The organism is Bacillus altitudinis 41KF2b (genome assembly GCF_000691145.1).
Classification (GTDB): Bacteria; Bacillota; Bacilli; order Bacillales; family Bacillaceae; genus Bacillus; species Bacillus altitudinis.
The window spans coordinates 161,375-179,465 of record NZ_ASJC01000004.1 but is presented as its reverse complement, the minus strand read 5'-3'; the positions used below and the strand labels follow the sequence as shown (position 1 = coordinate 179,465).

Annotated in this window: 22 protein-coding genes; 20 read left to right on the top strand and 2 right to left on the bottom strand. The window is 41.2% G+C overall.

All coding sequences use genetic code 11. The features are described from left to right. Nucleotides 1–50: 50 nt before the first annotated feature. Nucleotides 51–821, bottom strand: a complete 771-nt coding sequence (gene hemQ, locus BA79_RS09255; protein WP_007497744.1) for a hydrogen peroxide-dependent heme synthase — start codon at nt 819–821, stop codon at nt 51–53. Nucleotides 822–1,060: 239 nt separating this feature from the next. Here hemQ and pta point away from each other — a divergent pair, with 239 nt between their 5' ends. The 17 genes from pta (at nt 1,061) to BA79_RS09165 (ending at nt 14,670) form a co-directional block, all read left to right on the top strand. Then, nucleotides 1,061–2,032 carry a phosphate acetyltransferase gene (pta, locus tag BA79_RS09250; RefSeq protein WP_008343597.1) on the top strand — a complete coding sequence of 324 codons (972 nt, stop codon included), beginning with the start codon at nt 1,061–1,063 and terminating at the stop codon, nt 2,030–2,032. A gap of 136 nt (nt 2,033–2,168) precedes the next feature. After that, nucleotides 2,169–3,020 (top strand): MurR/RpiR family transcriptional regulator, encoded by an 852-nt coding sequence (locus BA79_RS09245; protein ID WP_035702419.1) that lies wholly within the window; start codon nt 2,169–2,171, stop codon nt 3,018–3,020. Between the two features lie 141 nt (nt 3,021–3,161). After that, nucleotides 3,162–3,833, top strand: a complete 672-nt coding sequence (locus BA79_RS09240; RefSeq protein WP_019743226.1) for an RraA family protein — start codon at nt 3,162–3,164, stop codon at nt 3,831–3,833. An 11-nt stretch (nt 3,834–3,844) separates the two neighbouring features. After that, on the top strand, nt 3,845–4,723 hold the full coding sequence (locus BA79_RS09235; RefSeq protein WP_035702416.1) for a prephenate dehydrogenase/arogenate dehydrogenase family protein: 879 nt from the start codon (nt 3,845–3,847) through the stop codon (nt 4,721–4,723). A 43-nt stretch (nt 4,724–4,766) separates the two neighbouring features. Further along, nucleotides 4,767–6,101, top strand: a complete 1,335-nt coding sequence (locus tag BA79_RS09230) for a TRAP transporter large permease subunit (protein ID WP_035702414.1) — start codon at nt 4,767–4,769, stop codon at nt 6,099–6,101. Between the two features lie 13 nt (nt 6,102–6,114). Continuing rightward, a complete protein-coding gene (locus tag BA79_RS09225; protein ID WP_035702413.1) occupies nt 6,115–6,381 on the top strand; it encodes a hypothetical protein in 267 nt (88 codons plus the stop codon). Between the two features lie 170 nt (nt 6,382–6,551). Next, nucleotides 6,552–6,950 (top strand): YwqH-like family protein, encoded by a 399-nt coding sequence (locus BA79_RS09220; protein WP_008343584.1) that lies wholly within the window; start codon nt 6,552–6,554, stop codon nt 6,948–6,950. A gap of 4 nt (nt 6,951–6,954) precedes the next feature. After that, nucleotides 6,955–7,233 carry a YwqI/YxiC family protein gene (locus BA79_RS09215; RefSeq protein WP_035702411.1) on the top strand — a complete coding sequence of 93 codons (279 nt, stop codon included), beginning with the start codon at nt 6,955–6,957 and terminating at the stop codon, nt 7,231–7,233. A gap of 11 nt (nt 7,234–7,244) precedes the next feature. Further along, nucleotides 7,245–8,951: a T7SS effector LXG polymorphic toxin gene (locus BA79_RS09210; protein WP_035702408.1), complete on the top strand. Its 1,707-nt coding sequence runs from the start codon at nt 7,245–7,247 to the stop codon at nt 8,949–8,951. Between the two features lie 14 nt (nt 8,952–8,965). Beyond that, the gene (locus tag BA79_RS09205; RefSeq protein ID WP_024719455.1) at nt 8,966–9,301 is read left to right on the top strand and encodes a hypothetical protein; all 336 of its coding nucleotides are present in this window, start codon (nt 8,966–8,968) and stop codon (nt 9,299–9,301) included. Nucleotides 9,302–9,415: 114 nt separating this feature from the next. Then, the gene (locus BA79_RS09200; protein WP_024719454.1) at nt 9,416–9,688 is read left to right on the top strand and encodes a hypothetical protein; all 273 of its coding nucleotides are present in this window, start codon (nt 9,416–9,418) and stop codon (nt 9,686–9,688) included. A 65-nt stretch (nt 9,689–9,753) separates the two neighbouring features. Further along, nucleotides 9,754–10,029 carry a hypothetical protein gene (locus tag BA79_RS09195; RefSeq protein WP_035702404.1) on the top strand — a complete coding sequence of 92 codons (276 nt, stop codon included), beginning with the start codon at nt 9,754–9,756 and terminating at the stop codon, nt 10,027–10,029. A 32-nt stretch (nt 10,030–10,061) separates the two neighbouring features. Continuing rightward, nucleotides 10,062–10,457, top strand: a complete 396-nt coding sequence (locus BA79_RS09190) for an SMI1/KNR4 family protein (protein ID WP_035702401.1) — start codon at nt 10,062–10,064, stop codon at nt 10,455–10,457. A gap of 232 nt (nt 10,458–10,689) precedes the next feature. Beyond that, nucleotides 10,690–11,535 carry an octanoyl-[GcvH]:protein N-octanoyltransferase gene (gene lipL, locus BA79_RS09180; RefSeq protein ID WP_035702395.1) on the top strand — a complete coding sequence of 282 codons (846 nt, stop codon included), beginning with the start codon at nt 10,690–10,692 and terminating at the stop codon, nt 11,533–11,535. A 39-nt stretch (nt 11,536–11,574) separates the two neighbouring features. Then, nucleotides 11,575–12,060 carry a tetratricopeptide repeat protein gene (locus BA79_RS09175; protein ID WP_035702392.1) on the top strand — a complete coding sequence of 162 codons (486 nt, stop codon included), beginning with the start codon at nt 11,575–11,577 and terminating at the stop codon, nt 12,058–12,060. A gap of 103 nt (nt 12,061–12,163) precedes the next feature. After that, nucleotides 12,164–14,440 carry a glycosyltransferase gene (locus tag BA79_RS09170; protein WP_035702389.1) on the top strand — a complete coding sequence of 759 codons (2,277 nt, stop codon included), beginning with the start codon at nt 12,164–12,166 and terminating at the stop codon, nt 14,438–14,440. Next, nucleotides 14,437–14,670, top strand: a complete 234-nt coding sequence (locus tag BA79_RS09165) for a DUF5970 family protein (protein WP_035702387.1) — start codon at nt 14,437–14,439, stop codon at nt 14,668–14,670. Before BA79_RS09170 ends, BA79_RS09165 begins: the two co-directional genes overlap by 4 nt. Nucleotides 14,671–14,705: 35 nt before the next feature. Here BA79_RS09165 and BA79_RS09160 read toward each other — a convergent pair whose 3' ends face one another. Further along, nucleotides 14,706–15,506, bottom strand: a complete 801-nt coding sequence (locus tag BA79_RS09160; protein ID WP_035702384.1) for an RsfA family transcriptional regulator — start codon at nt 15,504–15,506, stop codon at nt 14,706–14,708. 242 nt (nt 15,507–15,748) lie between these two features. Between BA79_RS09160 and BA79_RS09155 the strand changes: the two genes are divergently transcribed. The 3 genes from BA79_RS09155 (at nt 15,749) to BA79_RS09145 (ending at nt 17,973) form a co-directional block, all read left to right on the top strand. Beyond that, the gene (locus BA79_RS09155) at nt 15,749–15,970 is read left to right on the top strand and encodes a YuzB family protein (RefSeq protein ID WP_003215259.1); all 222 of its coding nucleotides are present in this window, start codon (nt 15,749–15,751) and stop codon (nt 15,968–15,970) included. Between the two features lie 170 nt (nt 15,971–16,140). Continuing rightward, on the top strand, nt 16,141–17,442 hold the full coding sequence (locus BA79_RS09150) for an HD domain-containing protein (RefSeq protein ID WP_007497716.1): 1,302 nt from the start codon (nt 16,141–16,143) through the stop codon (nt 17,440–17,442). Between the two features lie 30 nt (nt 17,443–17,472). Next, nucleotides 17,473–17,973 carry a YwgA family protein gene (locus BA79_RS09145; protein ID WP_007497715.1) on the top strand — a complete coding sequence of 167 codons (501 nt, stop codon included), beginning with the start codon at nt 17,473–17,475 and terminating at the stop codon, nt 17,971–17,973. Nucleotides 17,974–18,091: the final 118 nt, after the last annotated feature.

Here is an 18,091-nt window from a genome sequence, read left to right as displayed (position 1 = left end):
AAACAAATACATAAAAAGGCTCCGGAGAGATCCGAAGCCTTAAGAGTTTATCATACATGGAAATAAGACGCTAGCTGCTCGTTTGCTAATCGGTTTCCAACAAAGAAGGAACCAAATTCGCCGTAACGTGCACTCACTTCATCAAATCGCATTTCGTAAACCAATTTTTTAAATTGAAGCACATCATCAGAGAAAAGAGTGACGCCCCACTCATAATCATCAAAGCCAACAGAACCTGTAATGATCTGTTTTACTTTCCCAGCATAGCTTCTGCCAATTAAGCCATGGCTTCTCATAAGGGATTTACGCTCATCCATTGAAAGCATGTACCAGTTGTCATTGCCAGAACGTCTTTTATCCATTGGATAGAAACAGACATATTGAGAAGAAGGAAGCTCTGGATAGAGGCGCGCACGTACATGTGGGTTCTCGTAAGGGTCTCCGCCATCTCCGCCTCCTGCCAAGTAGTTGCTGAGTTCAACCACTGACACGTAAGAATAAGCTGGAATCGTAAACTCTGCTAGTCGTGTCTTGTTGAATTCAAGTTCAATTTCACCCAGTTCTTCCATGGTCGGACGTAAAATCATGAGCATAATATCTGCTTTTTGGCCGACAATACTATAGATTGTTTGGCTTCCAGCCTGATGGTGCTCGGCTGTTTTCCATTTTTCTAATAGACCTGTGAACTCATGAATGATGGCTTGACGCTCATCGCTTGTCAGCAGCTTCCAAGCCGTCCAGTCGATCGTTCTAAAATCATGCAGCGCATACCAGCCATCTAGTGTTTGAGCTGCTTCATTTGTTGTATGTTGTTCGCTCATTTCTTTCACTCCTATTAACAGTTTTCCATCTGTTCCAACTATAACATAGTTTGTCCAAATGAAGATGTGATCAAAACTTGAACGACGAAAACGCTTTTCTAGAAATTGATTTAATTAGTTTGAAAAATAAGAATTTAAATTGTAAGCGCTATAATGTAAGTTGGTAGTTTGAATTTATGTAGAAGAAGAGTATGCTTAAAAGAGAACGCTTTTTTTGTAAAATCAAGGAGGGTATTGAAGTGGCAGATATTTTTTCAACAGTTCAGGAAAAGGTTGCAGGTAAAGGAGTTAAGATCGTTTTTCCTGAGGGAATGGACGAACGCATTCTAACAGCCGTTCAAAAACTAGCAGATGGCAAAGTATTGCAGCCAATTGTTGTAGGTAAGAAAGAAGAAGTAGAAGCAAAAGCAAAAGAATTAGGTCTTACACTTGATGGTGTTGACGTGTATGATCCTCATACATATGAAGGTTTTGAAGATCTTGTACAAGCTTTCGTCGAAAGACGTAAAGGCAAAGCGACAGAAGAGCAAGCGAGAAAAGCATTACTTGATGAAAACTACTTCGGTACAATGCTTGTGTATAAAGGTCTTGCAGACGGCCTTGTAAGCGGAGCAGCACACTCAACTGCTGACACAGTGCGCCCAGCACTTCAAATCATTAAAACAAAAGAAGGCGTAAAGAAAACTTCTGGCGTTTTCATTATGGCTCGCGGCGAAGAGCAATATGTGTTTGCTGATTGTGCGATCAATATTGCACCAGACAGCCAAGATCTTGCTGAAATTGCGATCGAAAGTGCAAACACAGCAAAAATGTTTGACATCGAACCACGTGTAGCAATGCTTAGCTTCTCTACAAAAGGTTCAGCAAAATCAGACGAAACAGACAAAGTATCTGAAGCGGTTCGCATTGCAAAAGAAAAAGCACCTGAGCTTGTTCTTGATGGAGAGTTCCAATTCGATGCAGCTTTCGTTCCTTCAGTGGCAGCGAAAAAAGCACCAGATTCCGTCATCAAAGGCGATGCTAGCGTATTTGTTTTCCCGAGCCTTGAGGCTGGAAACATTGGCTACAAAATTGCCCAGCGCTTAGGTAACTTTGAAGCTGTAGGTCCAATCCTACAAGGTCTAAATCAGCCAGTAAACGATCTTTCAAGAGGCTGTAATGCCGAAGACGTTTACAATCTTGCGCTTATCACAGCAGCTCAAGCACTATAAAATAGCATCTCGACTAGAGCAGTCAGTACGATAGATTCGTGCTGGCTGTTTTTTTATTTTGTCCAAATGTGTACAATAAAGAGTGAAAAGAAAACACGAATCGTAGATAAAGCCGATAGGATAGGCAGGTGCTATAATGGAGGATTTAATATATAAACTTCAGCATAAGGTCGCACTTTTAACCGATGCGCAGAGGAGAATTGCAGATTATATCGTACAAAATCCAATGGAAGTCGCTTTTTTAACTGTCGATAAATTGGCGTCAAAAGTCGGGACGAGTACAGCAACGATCATGCGATTCTCTGCTGCTGTGGGGTATTCCGGTTTTTCTGAGTTCCAAAAAGAGCTTCAATCAGCTATGAAGCATAAAGCCGACCCTCAAACGAGACTTGAAGCGAATCTCAAGCATTCAAATAAGAATAAGCTCTTGCATGACCATGTAGAACTGCAATTTCAAAATATCCAGTACGCACTGGACAATATCACGGAAGAAACCTTTCAGCAGATTGTTGGGAAAATAGCCAGCGCACGCCACGTTTTGTGTACAAGTGTTCGAAGTGGAAGACCTGTTGGTGAGTATCTGTCACTCGGAATCAATCGGTTATTGGGGAATTGCCAATACATTGATGCAGATCAAAGTGACTGGGTGGATGATTTGGTTCATTTCAACTCGGGTGATTTCATTATAGCTGTCAGCTATCCGCGCTATGCAAAGCGTATGAAAGATTTGATGGAAGCAGCGAAGTCTTATGAGGTGGAAGTGCTTTTAATCACAGACAGTTACAGCTCTCCACTAACCAAATATGCACAATATGTATTACCATGTTCCTCAGCAAGTGTCGGCTCTCATAACTCTGTCGTATCTGCTATCTTTATCGTCGATTACATTTTAAGTGCCTTAGCGATGAATGATCCTGAAAGAACAAAACCACGTTTAGATCAAATCAATCATATGTTAACGAAAATGAGTTACCACACAACACATTAGTCGTGTGGAACTCATTTTTTATTTTTTGAAAGCGCTTTACTAATTGAAAACGAGGTGGTATGATCATATCACAAAAGTAATAAATATTACTTTAATAAAAATAAGTGTAATGAATATAACTCAAAGGGGATGATGGAAACAATGAGTACTGTTCATTTCGTGTCAAATGATCTTATCGCTAGGGCAAAAAAGCTTAACTCGACCTTGCTGTCAGACGTAATGGGGTGCACTGGCGCGATGGATCATCAAATCAAACCAGTTGCGAAAGGCATGAATGTAGTCGGCACAGCTTTTACTGTTAGCTTACGGCCAGGGGATAATTTATTTCTTCATCAAGCGATCTACTCTGCTAAAGAAGGAGATGTACTGATTGTTGACGGGAAAGACCATAAGGGTCATGCCTATTTAGGGGAATTGATGGCACATTCAGCAAAGGCTGTAGGAATAGAAGGAATCGTGATTGACGGGCTTGTTCGCGACAAACTCGCTTTAGAGGAGCTGGCTTTGCCAATCTACAGTAAGGGATTTATGCCAAACGGACCTTATAAAGATGGTCCTGGGGAATTGAATCAAACCATCTCGTGCGGCGGTGTCAAAGTAGCCCCAGGCGATTTAGTCATTGCTGACGATGATGGAGTCGTCATCGTTCCAAAGGAAAAGGCGGAACACCTGCTGACACTAGCGGAAGAGAAACAAGCGTATGAACATCAGAGATTAAAAACGATTCAACAGTATGTGGACGAAGGAAAGCAAGACATCAGTCTCTTAGCACCGGCATGGCTGGAAAGCAGAATGAAAAAAATTCAGGAATAGGGGAATCGGTGATGAAAATAGGCTTTATCGGATATGGTGAAGCGGCATATGAGCTGTCAACGGGATTGAAAACAGAAGGATTAAATCAATTTTATGCGTATGATGTCCTATTACAAAATGAGAAATTAGCTGGCTCGTTGAAAGAAAAAGCATCGCAAACAGGCGTTCAATTAACGAGCAGTATTAGCGAACTCATTGAGAAATCTGATCTTGTGATTGCAGCTGTACCAGCGAATAAAACCTTAGAAGTGGCACAATCTGTAGCGGGAAGTTTGAAAAAGAATCAATTATATGTAGATGTATCGGCATCAACACCAGACATCAAAAAACAAGTAGCAAACGAAATTGAAAAGCAAGAAGCGCTATTTGTCGATGCCGCCATGCTAGGGTCTCTTCCAGTCAACAAACACAAGGTTCCGATCACGGCAAGCGGCAGTGGAATTGACCAATTCATGAAAGTCATGAATGCTTATGGCATGAATATCACAAAAATTAGTGACCAGCCAGGAGATGCTTCGGCACTAAAGCTAATCAGAAGCATTTATATGAAGGGGATTGTCGGTCTATTGATTGAATTTTTGGAAATTTCCAAAAAATATAATATGGAACATCAAGTGATTTCTTCACTAAGCGATACAATCGATAGTAAAAGTTTTGAAGAGACCATGAACCGTCTTGTGACAGGGAGTGCATTGCATGCAAAAAGACGGGCGGTTGAGCTGCTTGGCTCTATTGAAATGCTGGATGAAGCAGAGATTGATGCCAGTATGTCTCGGGCAGCACAACAGAAGCTTGAGAGATTAGCAGACTTTCACTTTGCTGAACGATTTGACGGGGTAAAACCTGCTAGCTGGGAAGAAGTCATTGACGTGATGCAGCAAGGGGAATAATTTGTAAGCGTTTTATTTAATGAAGGGGAGGCGAAGAAACGATATGGGTTTTATTGCGTTGATTGTGTTCATAGCTGTCATCATTATATGGAATGTCGTCGTGAAGCGGAATATGGGAGAAGCCATGCTATTAGGATTTATTGCGACCACATTATTTGGCGGAATGGATGCGTTAAGACTTTTCTGGGATGGTTTAATATTTGCATCCACATATGAGGTGCTTTATGCAGCTGTCGCATTTGTATTTATGGCCTATTTAATCGAAAAGTTGGAATTAATTCATGCACTCTTACGAATCTTGAATTCTGTTGTAGGGAAACTTCCTGGTGGAGCAGCTTATATGAGTACGTTAGGTTCAGCAGTGTTAGGCGCTCTTTCAGGTTCAAATTCTGCAAACACAGCTGCGACTGGCTCTATCACCGCCTCTTGGATGATTAAATCCGGGTGGAGCCGGACCCATACGGCCACGATTCTAGCAGGGAATGGCGGACTTGGAGCGGCACTGCCTCCGAACTCTTCCATGTTTATCATGCTTGGGTTTGCCCCAGTTGCCGCCCTTGTATCTGAGGGAGATTTATATATTGCCCTTCTAATAGGAGGACTGTATCAAGTCGTATACCGATTTATTTTGGTGTATCTCCTGGTGAAAAAGAATAAAATTCAGGCCATGCCGCCAGATGATATTCTTCCTTTCTGGGAAGCGGTAAAACAAGGGTGGAAGTCGATCTTTATTTTTTTCGGTGCCTTGATTCCTATCATGATCACCATTGGTCCGTTGGCAAACTACTTAAAAAGTAATCCAAACATCGGACCGGAGGCAATGGATCAAATTTCTTTAATTACGTGGATTCCGATTCTCATGATATTAATTAGTCTAACAATTGGAAGAAGCAAGGCGTCTGCTTTAGATTGGTCTCAATTTTTCAAATCAGCCATTCCTAAATTCACAACGATTGGCGCTTTGATGCTGTTTGCAGTGGCTGCTAGTCAAGTACTTGCAGAATTAGGGCTCGCAGATGATTTGACGCAAATCACATCAGTACTTGCCATTCCGAAATGGCTCATGGTGCTCATTGTGGGTGTTCTTGTCACACTGGTGGCTGGCCCTCTATCTTCAACAGCGACATTAACAGCAGTTGGGCTTGTCTCATTTTCAGCTTTAATCTCAGTTGGAGTGGACCCAGTTGTGGCTGTAGTTGCCATTCTTGCTTTTTCATCAACTGAAGGCGCTTCCCCGCCTGCATCAGGATCCATATTTATCGCTTCTGGTCTTGCAGGGGCCAGACCAGAAAAAACCTTTATCCCACTGATCCTCTATTATATGCTTCCGATCGTTGGCATTGGCTGGCTCATTGGAATGGAGATACTTCCCGTATAGAAAGGAGAAACAGATGAGAGTATTGATGGAATTCTTATTTAAAGTGCTGCTTGTCCTATTCCTAACGTCAGGAACGTTGTTGGTATTCGGTCAAATACTAGGAATACTCTTGCAAAAGGGAGATATGATCATTGCTAGTACGAACCTATTTAAAAACCCAACACTGGTGTTAAGTGCCTTTTTTAGCCTTGTCGGGTTTTCACTCCATTATATCCCTGAGAAGAAAGACGCTGCATGTAACGATCATGGCTCAGCATCAGTCACTGAAACTTTAAAATAAGCATCAAAAGCTGGATCCTATCAAAGGATTCAGCTTTTTTATGTGAATTAGGTATAAAAACCCAATACATACGATTCATTTTTTAGTGAATTCGTTTTCAATCATATGCCTCTTGTGCTAGTAAATGGTAACATAACGGAGGACTATTTGAGGAATAGAGGTGTTTGACGATGTCTGGAGCTATCATCGGTTATACAACAGCCTTGTATTCGTTAAAGGCAGACATATCCATAAAAAAAGAACAAATCATAGAACTGAACATGTGTCGAAAAGAAATAAAAGAAGCAAAGTCTGCTCTGGCAGATGCTAACAAGAAAATGACTCATCCAGATCTGACATCACATACATGGTTTGGCCATCTCGCAGATACGTTTGATGACATTCGAGACGAGATGGCATCCGCCAGTCAAGAGATAAAAAGTGTACAGCTGACCAATCTAGTGAACCGAATTGATGAGAAAATCAGCGACTTAAAATCAGAGATCCATTCATTAGAACATGAAATTCATTCGGTTGAAAGAAAAATAGAGAAAGAAAAGCAGAAACAACTGGAAGAAAAAAGAGGGTAGTCACATGAGCAGAGAAATTAAAATAGATGCCAGTCAGGTCAAACGAGTATTACAGCATGCAAAACAATCAGGCGCTCAAATGAATGCAACACTTCCAACAACCATCAAAGGAAGAAATCAGCTCCTGACGGCAGACACATTAGAAAAAGTCAATCAGCAGCTGAACGAATTAAGTACATCCTATATAGACATTCTTCAGAAACAACTTGTACAAACAGAACAAGCGGTGAACACCATGATCGAAACGGACAAGGCGCTTGCTTCTAGCAGTAAAAGAAAATAAAGGAGAACGTAATGAAAACCCTTGATGCTTTTGCGCTAATAAACGGAATTGACCAAACGCTGAATACATTAAAACAGCAATCAGAACAGATTAGATCCATAGAAAAACAAATCCAACAGATCATCTCACTTGATGGCGCACTAAAGGGAGAGGCGGGACAAGCCATCCGCTCCTTTTATACAGAATGCCATATTCCCTTCCTGCAATTTTTTCAGGTTGTCATTGAGGAGTTCAGCTCTGCGCTCAAACAAACAAAGCAGGCACTTCATACACTTGAATCAAATCAGCATGGCTTTATATCACAAGCTTTTATTGAACACGAACTTGATTCAGGTTTAAAAAAAGCAGAGCGAGCGATTTCTGACATTGTTTCAGATGTGAGCCAGGCGATCGGCAGGGTCAGTCATATCGTTCACTTGCCTCATGTAGACGAGTCTGCTTTTCAACAGAGCTATCAAAAAGCGTGGCTTGAGACATCCAGAACCATTGGACTGCTCCATGCCTTTGACAGAGAACAAACAAGTGCTATGAATGAAACAACAAGTGCATTGCAAACAATGAAGCAATACATCAACACGCTAAGCACCATGTTCACCGGTCCCAAAATCGACATCACGAGCTATCAAAAAGGGTCTATTTTCAAAAATGGAAAAGAAGAAAAAATAAGCAGCACGATCAGCGGATTGAATGACAAAATAGACAACACGAAAGACAATCCGATGATGATCATGTTGAAGAAATTGAGTGAGAAAGAACAGGCGAATGTGGATACGGTGGTTCATAGAGGTACCCTCCGAAACGTCAACAAGCAAGTCAAAGCAAACGATCCATTGCTTACGACATTACAAAAAGAACCTGTGAGCAGGAAAAGTAAGATTCATAGAGACATCAGGGTCGTAAATGGTAAACTATATAACGTAAAAGGCGTCAAAAAGCTAAAAGAATTCGACATCGCTGATGAAGTCGTCACAGATCCGTCGGACATTGATTTTATAGGCGGGAGATACACCGTTTACGCCAATAAACAAATCATTCGAACGTATATCGCAAACGGCGAAGTAAGAATAGAAGAAGTCGACAACATCCCAGAAAGCCGCAGCCGCGGAAATGCCAAACGCATACTAGACGGTGAGGTCGTCTCAACCGCCGAAAACATCATTTTAGAATACAGCGGCATCTACGACGGCTACCGAGCCGTTACTGGTAAAGACCCAGAAACCAGCCGAAACATCAGCAGCACAGACCAAGCTTTATCCGCAGCCTCTATCATCCCAATCACGAAAATAGTGAAGGTTGGGAAATATGTTTTTAGGTTGGAGCAAGGGAAGAATGTGAAGAGGGTTAAAACACCTGCTTACGGTAAACAATCCGTACCTAAGGGACCTTACCGTGAAGTAAATGGTTTCCCTGCAAAAGTAAAATCAGGAGCTCAAGAAAAACATATTCCAGAAACACCAAATTACAAGCAAGAAGTAGCAAACGGAAAAAAGAAAAGCATTTTTTACGGAGATAATAAAAAGGCACAAGAATTGCTTGATAAATACGCTGGTAGAGGGGAATTCCTAAAAAACGGGAGAGAAGTTATAGATTTTGGTCAAAAGATAGGAAAGACTTATGATATGAAAACTCAACAATATATAGAGACTACTAGAGGCACAATACATTATTCAAAAGATGGTGCTCATATCGTACCTTCAAAACCATTAGAATTAAATTAAAAAGGTGGATACATATGGACTATAACCCTTTAATAAAAACATTAGATGATTACGGCGGGGAAGAGCTGATATTAGAGTGGGGTAACGGATTAAAGATCATAGGGAAACCAGACACACTTTACGAAACTGATAATGGGTTAGAGGATGATGATATCAATTACGTTGAATATTATGCCGTTGCTTTTAGAGTAGAGAACATCATATCGTCTCCAAATAAAGAAAGCAGAGTGTATGATTGGTTGATAGGAGAAGAAAGGTCTTTAGTAGAAATATCCCTTTATGATGATCCACCTAATGCAGTGTATTTAGCAAACGGTCAAAAGTTATGGGAATTATCCCTTGAAGAATAAAAACAATAGGCGTAATAAGAGCCCTCTGTAAGAGGGTCTTTTGTATATTCGAAATATAACGATTCGAGCATCGGCTTTGTTTTTGTTCCAAAAAGCTGTAAATAGGAGAACAAAATGAACAAAAAACAAGAACTAACAAAACAAATCCAAACGGTCATCAACATCCTAGAAAAAGAATATTCGCAAGAGATCAATCAAGGTGTACTTGAATTAATATATAGAAGATACAAGAATGCCCAAAGAATCATGCAAGCCAATGATGATCTCCAAAAAGTCTTTATCATTGGCGGAGTTAGGGCTTACTTGGATAGTCATAATGATTATCTAAATCCATTTTTAGATGAATTACATAAAGCGGAAAGTCTACTAAAAGAATTGTTGTATTGATTATATAGTGATATGTAGAAGTCTTTTTATTAAAAAGCGATACAAAAACACAGAAAGGAATTCGTATGAATCAGAAAAAACACATCAACAAAAAAACAGTCAATTGGCTATTAAGCATCAGTGTTCTTCTCGTCATTGGGACAGCTTTTATGAGAGGGGTTTATGTCCCACATGCCGGTCCGGTTTATCGGGGTTTTCCCATTGATTGGCTAGTCCTGCATTCAAATTATGGTGTTGAATTTCTATTTTTTGGTTTTATACTCGATGTCATCATTTTCTATTTTCTATTAAAAGTGCTCCTGCGGGTGTATAAAAGAATTATGCCAAAATCAGCTGAATAAACGCTTGTACATCCTTTTAGGAGGCTTTCAAAATGATTCATTTTTCTCAGATTCCCAACCTGGTCATAAACAAACCAGAAACTGATATAAACATCAAAGAGACAGAATCCCAGCTAAACATGCTGCTGCCCCATGCTTATAAGACATTGCTGAAACAGACAAATGGATGTTCCGTCGAAGGCGATGTTCTACTATACGGAACTGAGGACATAGTGGAACGCAATAAAACATGGGAAGTCCATCATTATGCCAGCGGCTATGTAGCCATTGGTGACGATGGCGGTGGGCGAGTACTTCTCATGCGGCAGGCAGAAGAAGAGAAAAAAGTGTGGATCGTCGATGTTGGTGTGATGGACCCTCAGCATGCGGAATTAGTGGCTGAAGACTTGTTAAGCTGGGTAAGTCACGGCTGTTTCATAGAAGTTTAGTCTATTAAGGAGATGATCGATTTGCCGTGGAACACATTGATCGCTGCATGCCTCTTGGTTGGGGCTCCTGTCGTTTTGATTGCAGCTGTTTATTTCATTTCGAAAAGGAAGAACAAGAAAACCAAATCCAGTTGAAAAGCTCTGTGACGTTCCTTGTCATAGAGCTTTTTTCTCTCTCATTCTCCCTCCATGTTATAATAAACACAGTTTATGAACGAGAGGATATGCAGGAATGAAAAATGAACCTATTGAGTTATTGACGCAGCCGACATGGCGAATCATAGATCAATCGAGCCTTGGTCTTTATGTGGACCCGAAGCAATCTTTTGCGATGGATGATACGCTTTGTGCGTCGGTCGGGAAAGGACTCTCACCAGCGACAGCGCGTTCTTGGGTGCACCACAATACGATCGTTCTTGGGATTCAGGATACAAGACTTCCATTTCTCCAAGATGGTGTAAAGCTTCTTGAGGAAGAGGGATATCGCGTCATTGTGCGCAATTCAGGCGGTCTTGCTGTGGTGCTGGATGAAGGCGTACTGAATGTGTCTTTAATCTTTGCGGAACAAAAGAAGGGCATTGATATTGACCGAGGATATGATGCGATGGTGGAATTGATCCGCCGGATGCTGTCGATGTATGAGGTGGACATTGAAGCTTATGAGATTGTCGGATCTTATTGTCCGGGCAGCTATGATCTAAGCATCAATGGAAAGAAATTTGCCGGCATTTCTCAGCGTAGATTACGCGGAGGGGTCGCTGTGCAAATCTATTTGTGTGCAGATGGAAGCGGCCGGGAACGAGCTGATTTGATTCGCCGTTTTTATGAGGCGGCCTTAAAGGATAAACGGCATGAGGTGAAAGCGGTATTCCCTGATATACAGCCTGATACGATGGCATCCCTATCAGAATTAACTGGAAAACCCATTGACTGTGCGCTTCTCATGCGTCTTTTACTTGAAGAACTTCAAAAGCTGAGCGAGCAACTGACCGCTTCAGGGTTGACCACCGAGGAACAGCTGGAGTTTGAGAAAAACATGACGCGGATGATTGAGCGGAATGAGAAAGTGTTCTCGTAAACATATCTTTCCAGCCATCTTAAAAATAGGGGTGATGTAATGGAAACGAAACTTCTGAGAGCGATTGAACTTCGAGAAAGTGGACAACTTCAAGAATCCAATGACATGCTCATCCGTCTTGTAGAAAAGTATCCAGATCATGCCTCCATTCACTATCAATGTGCTTGGAGTTATGATGTGTTAGGGAAGGAAAAACAAGCTGTCTTTTTTTATGAGAGGGCGCTTGAGCTAGGTTTGTCTTCAGAAGAAAGAGAAGATGCTTTTTTAGGATTAGGAAGTACATACAGAACCTTAGGGGAATATGAAAAGTCAAAACAGATATTCCTCCATGCGATGGAAGCTTATCCGCATAATAAAGCCATTCAAACGTTTTATGCCATGACTTTGTATAATTTAAATGAACATAGCAAAGCAATGGAAATATTACTGAACTGTTTAACTGAGACGACAAACGATCCTGCTATTTTGAGCTATCGAAAGGCCATTGATTTTTATTCAAATCAGTTAGATCGATTGTGGAAATGATTTATATAGACATGGAGGGGCAATCTAATGGAAGAATCCCCTCCTTTGTTATGACATTTTATATGTGATAGTCCTTTATGACATAAGAAAGAAGGAAAATGTATTGTCATTCATCACCACGTATTACCCGCTGTTTATGCTTTGTATGTTGTCTCTGTTGTATATGATATATCGTATCCAGCCAATGGCCTCTACTGTGAAAAAAATCATCATTGTGCTATGTGTGTTAACAAATGCTGCCTATATTTGCTGGCGCCTCTTCTTTACATTGCCGCATGAAGGTACTTTTAATGTTGTCATGGGCATTTTGCTTGTTGTCTGTGAATGCATTGGGTTTATCCAGTTGCTTGTGTTTTATACACTTGTGTGGAAGCCTTCAAATCGGAAACAAGTCATGATCAGTGATCTTGAAAGGCTGCCAACAGTTGATATTTTCATAGCTACATATAATGAACCAATTGAGGTGCTGAAACGCACTGTTGCAGGTTGTTTGAATCTCTCTTATCCGAAGGAAAGCGTTCAAATTTATTTATGTGATGATGGTAATAGGGAAGCAGTAGAGCAGCTTGCTTCTGCGTTTGGTGTTCATTACCTGACAAGAACAGATAACAGATTTGCTAAGGCAGGTAATTTAAATCATGCGATGTCTCAAACGGATGGAGAGCTGATTCTGACACTTGATGCAGATATGGTCCCTCTTCCTTCCTTTTTAGAAAAAACAGTGCCCTATTTTCATGATGGAGCAACTGCGTTTGTTCAAGTTCCACAGGCGTTTTATAACGAAGATCCTTTCCAATATAATATGTTCTCGAAAGATCGAATTCCAAATGAGCAGGACTTTTTCATGCAAACTCTCCAAGCTGGTAAGGATCGGTTTAATGCCGTCATGTATGTTGGGAGTAATACGGTATTTAGAAGAACGGCATTAGATGAAATTGGCGGATTTGCTACTGGAGTGATTACAGAAGACATGGCAACAGGAATGCTTCTCCAAGGGAAATTCAAATCTGTGTCTGTCGGAGAAGTATTAGCCGTCGGTCTGGCACCTGAAAGCTGGCTTGATCTGTTAAAGCAAAGAGATCGCTGGTCGAGAGGGAACATTCAGTGTGCCCGTAAGTTTAATCCTTTGAAGGTGCGCGGCTTAACGCTGATGCAGAGAGTTCTTTATTTAGATGGCATTTTGTATTGGTTTAACGGTTTGTTTAAAATGATTTACATTCTCACACCGATTTTGTTTTTATTGTTTGGTATTCAAAGTTTCTGGGCAGATTTCCAGTCCGTTTTCATGTTTTGGCTGCCGGCATTCTTTAGCTCGTATTTAGCGTTTAAACTTGTGTCGAATCAAAAAAGAAGTATGTTTTGGAGTCATATTTATGAAAGTTCAATGGCATTCCACTTAGCTGGTGTGGCACTCAGTGAACTGTTCTTGAAAAAACGGGTTGAATTTCTGGTGACACCGAAGGGAATTCAAACGGACAAAAGGCATTTCCATTTAAAAACGATGATTCCCCATCTGATCTTCTTGCTGCTCTCATTGCTTGCCCTTGTGAAAATAGGTTACGATGTGAAGGTAAATGGGACGATGAACGCTGATCTTATGTTGATTAATATTTTTTGGGTGCTTTATAACGGTGCAGGCTTATTCATGGCACTGCTTGTGGCGTTTGATCGACCGCGTTATCGGAAATCAGAGCGATTTGTCATTGAAAAAGAGGGGCATCTTCGTTCTGATCATCAAGATCAGTCGCTTGCTTGTTTTCTACTAGATATGAGTGATTCAGGTGCGCGTCTGTCCATTCCATTGGACCAAGCGTCTTCTCTTTATCAAGGACAAACGCAATTATTTTTTTCAGAGAATGAAAGCGTGTCGTGTGACGTGGTTTGGAGCTATCCAGAGGGAGACCAGCTGATGGTTGGTGTTGCTTTTACTGACACACAAAAATCAGAGTATTTATCACTGATCCGTTTCTTATTCACACGAGAGCATGTAGCGATGACGGATCGTGAGAAAAAATCGTATGCTGTTCGGACGTTTCTCCGCTTTTTAAGAGAAACGGAGAAGGTACCAAAGGCTCTGCGTCGCAAATGGATGAGAAGGCCATTGCAAGGTGTGACAGGTACGATCGCCTATGAGGACCGACTAGAAGAGAAGGTGCCGGTGATCATACATGATATCAGTTTATCTGGGTGCAAAATTGAGTTTGAAGATTCAATTGAATTAAATGGGAAAGTGCTGATCACCATTGACACAGAGTCTCTAACAGATCAGCCGGCGATTGCGGTTTGGACATCACAAAAACGCAGACGTACAATGGCCGGACTCAAGTTTGTTCAGCCTGAAATCAAGCAGATAGAAGAAAGAGAGGGAGTGGTTTCTTGAAATCTAAAAATGGCGGTTACCTCTATTTACTATGGCTTCCTGTCATCATAGGAGCCGGCTACGGCATTTCGCTTTTCGTGCCGTTTCTTCAGCCTGTACTGACGCTTGGTATCGCAGGGCTTTATATTTTTATGTTTGGTGATTTTCAGGTGAGGCAAGTCAGGTATATTTTTATGTTCGTCTTCTTGATCAATGTCCTTTTTAGTGTGATGCTATTTTTGGATATTTAAAAAAGTGCTTCCCGCAGGTGGGGAGCACTTTTTGGTTATTCAGCCATTTTTTCAAGGTTGCCGTTACGATCCATTTTAAAGGTTGGTGCGGCACTGTCGTCCTCTTCAAACAAAACTAGTTTTCTTGCACGGTTCATGATTTTGACGAGTGTTTCATAATCTTCTTGAATCGTGAGCTGATCCTTTTCAAGCTTTTTCACTTCAGCTTCTAGCTGCGTGACTTTATGTGAAAGTTCGTTGTTTTCTCGTTTTAACCGGCTGTTTTCCATCCGTAAGGCAGATGATTGCTGTCCATCGCCTTCATAGCGGCGTAAGAAATCAATGATATCCTCAATGGTTAACTCTTGGCGCTGCCCAAATGGATTAGCTTCTGGCTTTTTCTCTGTCACTTGAGAAGCCTGTGACAATAAATGTGATAAACTAGCTAACTCTTCATTGTAGCTTTGATCCACAAATTGAAGCTGTTCGGCTGTTTCGGCTGCAGGTGCAAACGTTTCTTCTTGCGCAGGTTCCAGTTCTTGAGAGAACTCTTCCTGTGTGATCGTTTCTTCAACTTGCGGCTGATAGAGCAAACGTTTTTTCGCAGGCTGTCCATTGCCGAGTGCACGCATGCGTTGTTTACGCTGTTTTTTGGCAAGTGCCAATGCTTTTTCATATTGATGCCTCACGACAGCATTCCATCTAAATCCGCATGCCGCTGAGGTACGGTTTAGCTTGTCTCCAACTTCTTCAAATGCGTTCAGCTGTGTACTGCCCTCTCTGACGTGACGTAAGACGGTTTCTGCCAGAAGGAGATCATTTTCCTCTGACCAAGCATCTTGTCTTTGTTTTGACATGTGTTTAAACCCCCATAAGATTTGATGGTATTAGATTAGCCAAGTTGAAGAAGGTTTATACAAGTTTGCTAAAAGGATAGTGGAAAATACTAGCTTTTATGTGAATACGTCTCTGTGCTGACAATGCTTCTTGCAACTCCAGTCGCTTCGATGTACAATGTTGGGTGGTATATTATTCACTCTTAGTTGTCCAACTGTTTCATATAGAATGAAGTTTCATCATTGAAAGGAAGCGTAAGAACATGGCTAATGAGTTTCGCGTATGTGACGATTGTGATGCGACGAACCTAAAAACGTTATTGCCTCGACTTAAATCGGTTGACCCTGATGCAAAAATTGAGATTGGCTGTCAATCGTATTGCGGTCCAGGACGAAAAAAGGCTTTTGCGTTTGTGAACAATCGCCCATTATCCGCACCAACAGAAGATGAGTTACTCGAAAAGGTTCAAAAAAAAGTCAAATAAATGTCACTGAATGTGTTCAGTCGACCTAAAAAGAGGTCCGTCCCTGTCAGGTCGGGCTTTTTACGTCCGTTCAATCTATGAGAACACATTCGCCAGCAAATTCAAGGATGTTTTCGGGAAAAGTTACCCGATATAATAGAAACACGTCTTAAAAAAAGAGGGACGAAACGATGGCGTATCCAAAAGGGAAATTATCCGAAGAAAAGGTATTTAAAGATCCTGTGCACCGCTATGTTCACGTACGGGATGCATTGATATGGGATTTAATCGGAACGAGAGAGTTCCAGCGCCTTAGACGAATTAAACAGCTAGGCACCACTTATTTAACGTTTCATGGGGCAGAACACAGCCGATTTAATCATTCACTCGGTGTATACGAGATTGTCAGACGAATTGTGGATGATGTGTTTAAAGGAAGACCCGAATGGGATGAAGGGGAGCGTGAGCTTGTACTGAGTGCCGCCCTGCTTCATGACCTTGGACATGGTCCGTTTTCTCATTCCTTTGAAAAGGTCTTTCATTTAGATCATGAATCGTTTACAAGAGATATCATTTTAGGGCAGACGGAAGTAAATGAAGTGCTGCGCCGGGTCAGTGACGATTTTCCAAAGCATGTAGCAGAAGTCATTGCCAAAACGTATCAAAACAAACAGGTGGTCAGTTTGATTTCAAGTCAAATTGATGCCGACCGAATGGATTACTTGCAGCGTGATGCTTACTATACAGGCGTCAGCTATGGTCACTTTGATATGGAACGTATTTTACGCGTGATGCGTCCAAGAGAAGATCAGATTGTGATGAAACAGAGCGGGATGCATGCCGTAGAGGATTATATTATGAGCCGCTATCAAATGTACTGGCAAGTGTATTTCCACCCAGTGACCCGCAGCGCGGAGGTCATTTTAACAAAAATCCTCCATCGTGCAAAAGAGCTGCATGAAACGGGATATATTTTCACACATGCTCCTGTGCATTTTTATTCAATTTTTGAAGGAAATGTCACCACAGAGGACTATATTAAGCTGGATGAATCCATTGTCTTATTTTATTTTCAGGCGTGGGAAGATGAAGAAGATCACGTGCTGGCTGATTTGTGCCGCCGTTTTATGAACCGCCGTTTATTCCAATATACAGAGTTTAATCCAAACGAAGAAATGACGAAATATTTCAAGCTGACGGCTTTGTTCAAAGAAGCAGGAATTGATCCTGACTATTATTTAGTGGTCGATTCTTCCTCTGATTTGCCTTATGACTTCTATAGACCGGGCGAAGAAGAAGAACGGCTGCCGATCCACCTTTTGACGCAAAGTGGTCATATTAAAGAACTGTCGAGACAGTCAGATATTGTTGACGCCATTTCCGGTAAACGAAGAACCGATCATAAACTTTATTTCCCGATGGACTTAATTGTAGATATGTCGGAAAAAGCTGAAGAAAAGAAGGCGATCATGAAGCTGCTTGGATTGGGATAAGGAAGTACTGAAAAAGGAGATGTCGGGAATTTGTTGAAAGAGCATGCAAAGTTGATGAAGGTGTTCTCTGAATCTGGGGAAATCGTTGGACGGAAGAAGCTGCAAAAAATGATTTACATAGCAAAAAAGCTAGATTTGCCTTTTTACGAGAAATACGATTTTCATTTTTATGGCCCCTATTCAGAGGAGTTGACGCTCAGAATTGAAGAGCTGTGCAACCTTGGATTCTTGGACGAAATGAAGGAAAAAAAGGGCGGATACTATCAATATCGTTATTCGCTGACGGACAATGGGAAAGAGTTTCTCGATCAGTGTGAAGTGGACATGCCTGACCTCAAAGTGCTGACGCAGCAGATGAATGAGCAATCGTCTCGTTTTCTAGAGCTTGTCTCAACGATTTTATACTTTGATGATCTGCCAAAAGATGAGGTAAAGGAAAAGGTCTTCACCATTAAAAGCAAGCAACGCTATACGGACGAAGAATTTGAGGCAGCCCTTGCGTATATTGATCAGTTGAAGGAATTGAACTAACTTTGCAAAAGCCCAATTTTTGGGCTTTTTTTGTTTTGTAAGACCCGGACCGAAAGCGCTATTTTTGAATGAAATGTGTGTCAAAATATCCGAAAAATTAGTGAAAATGACATGATTC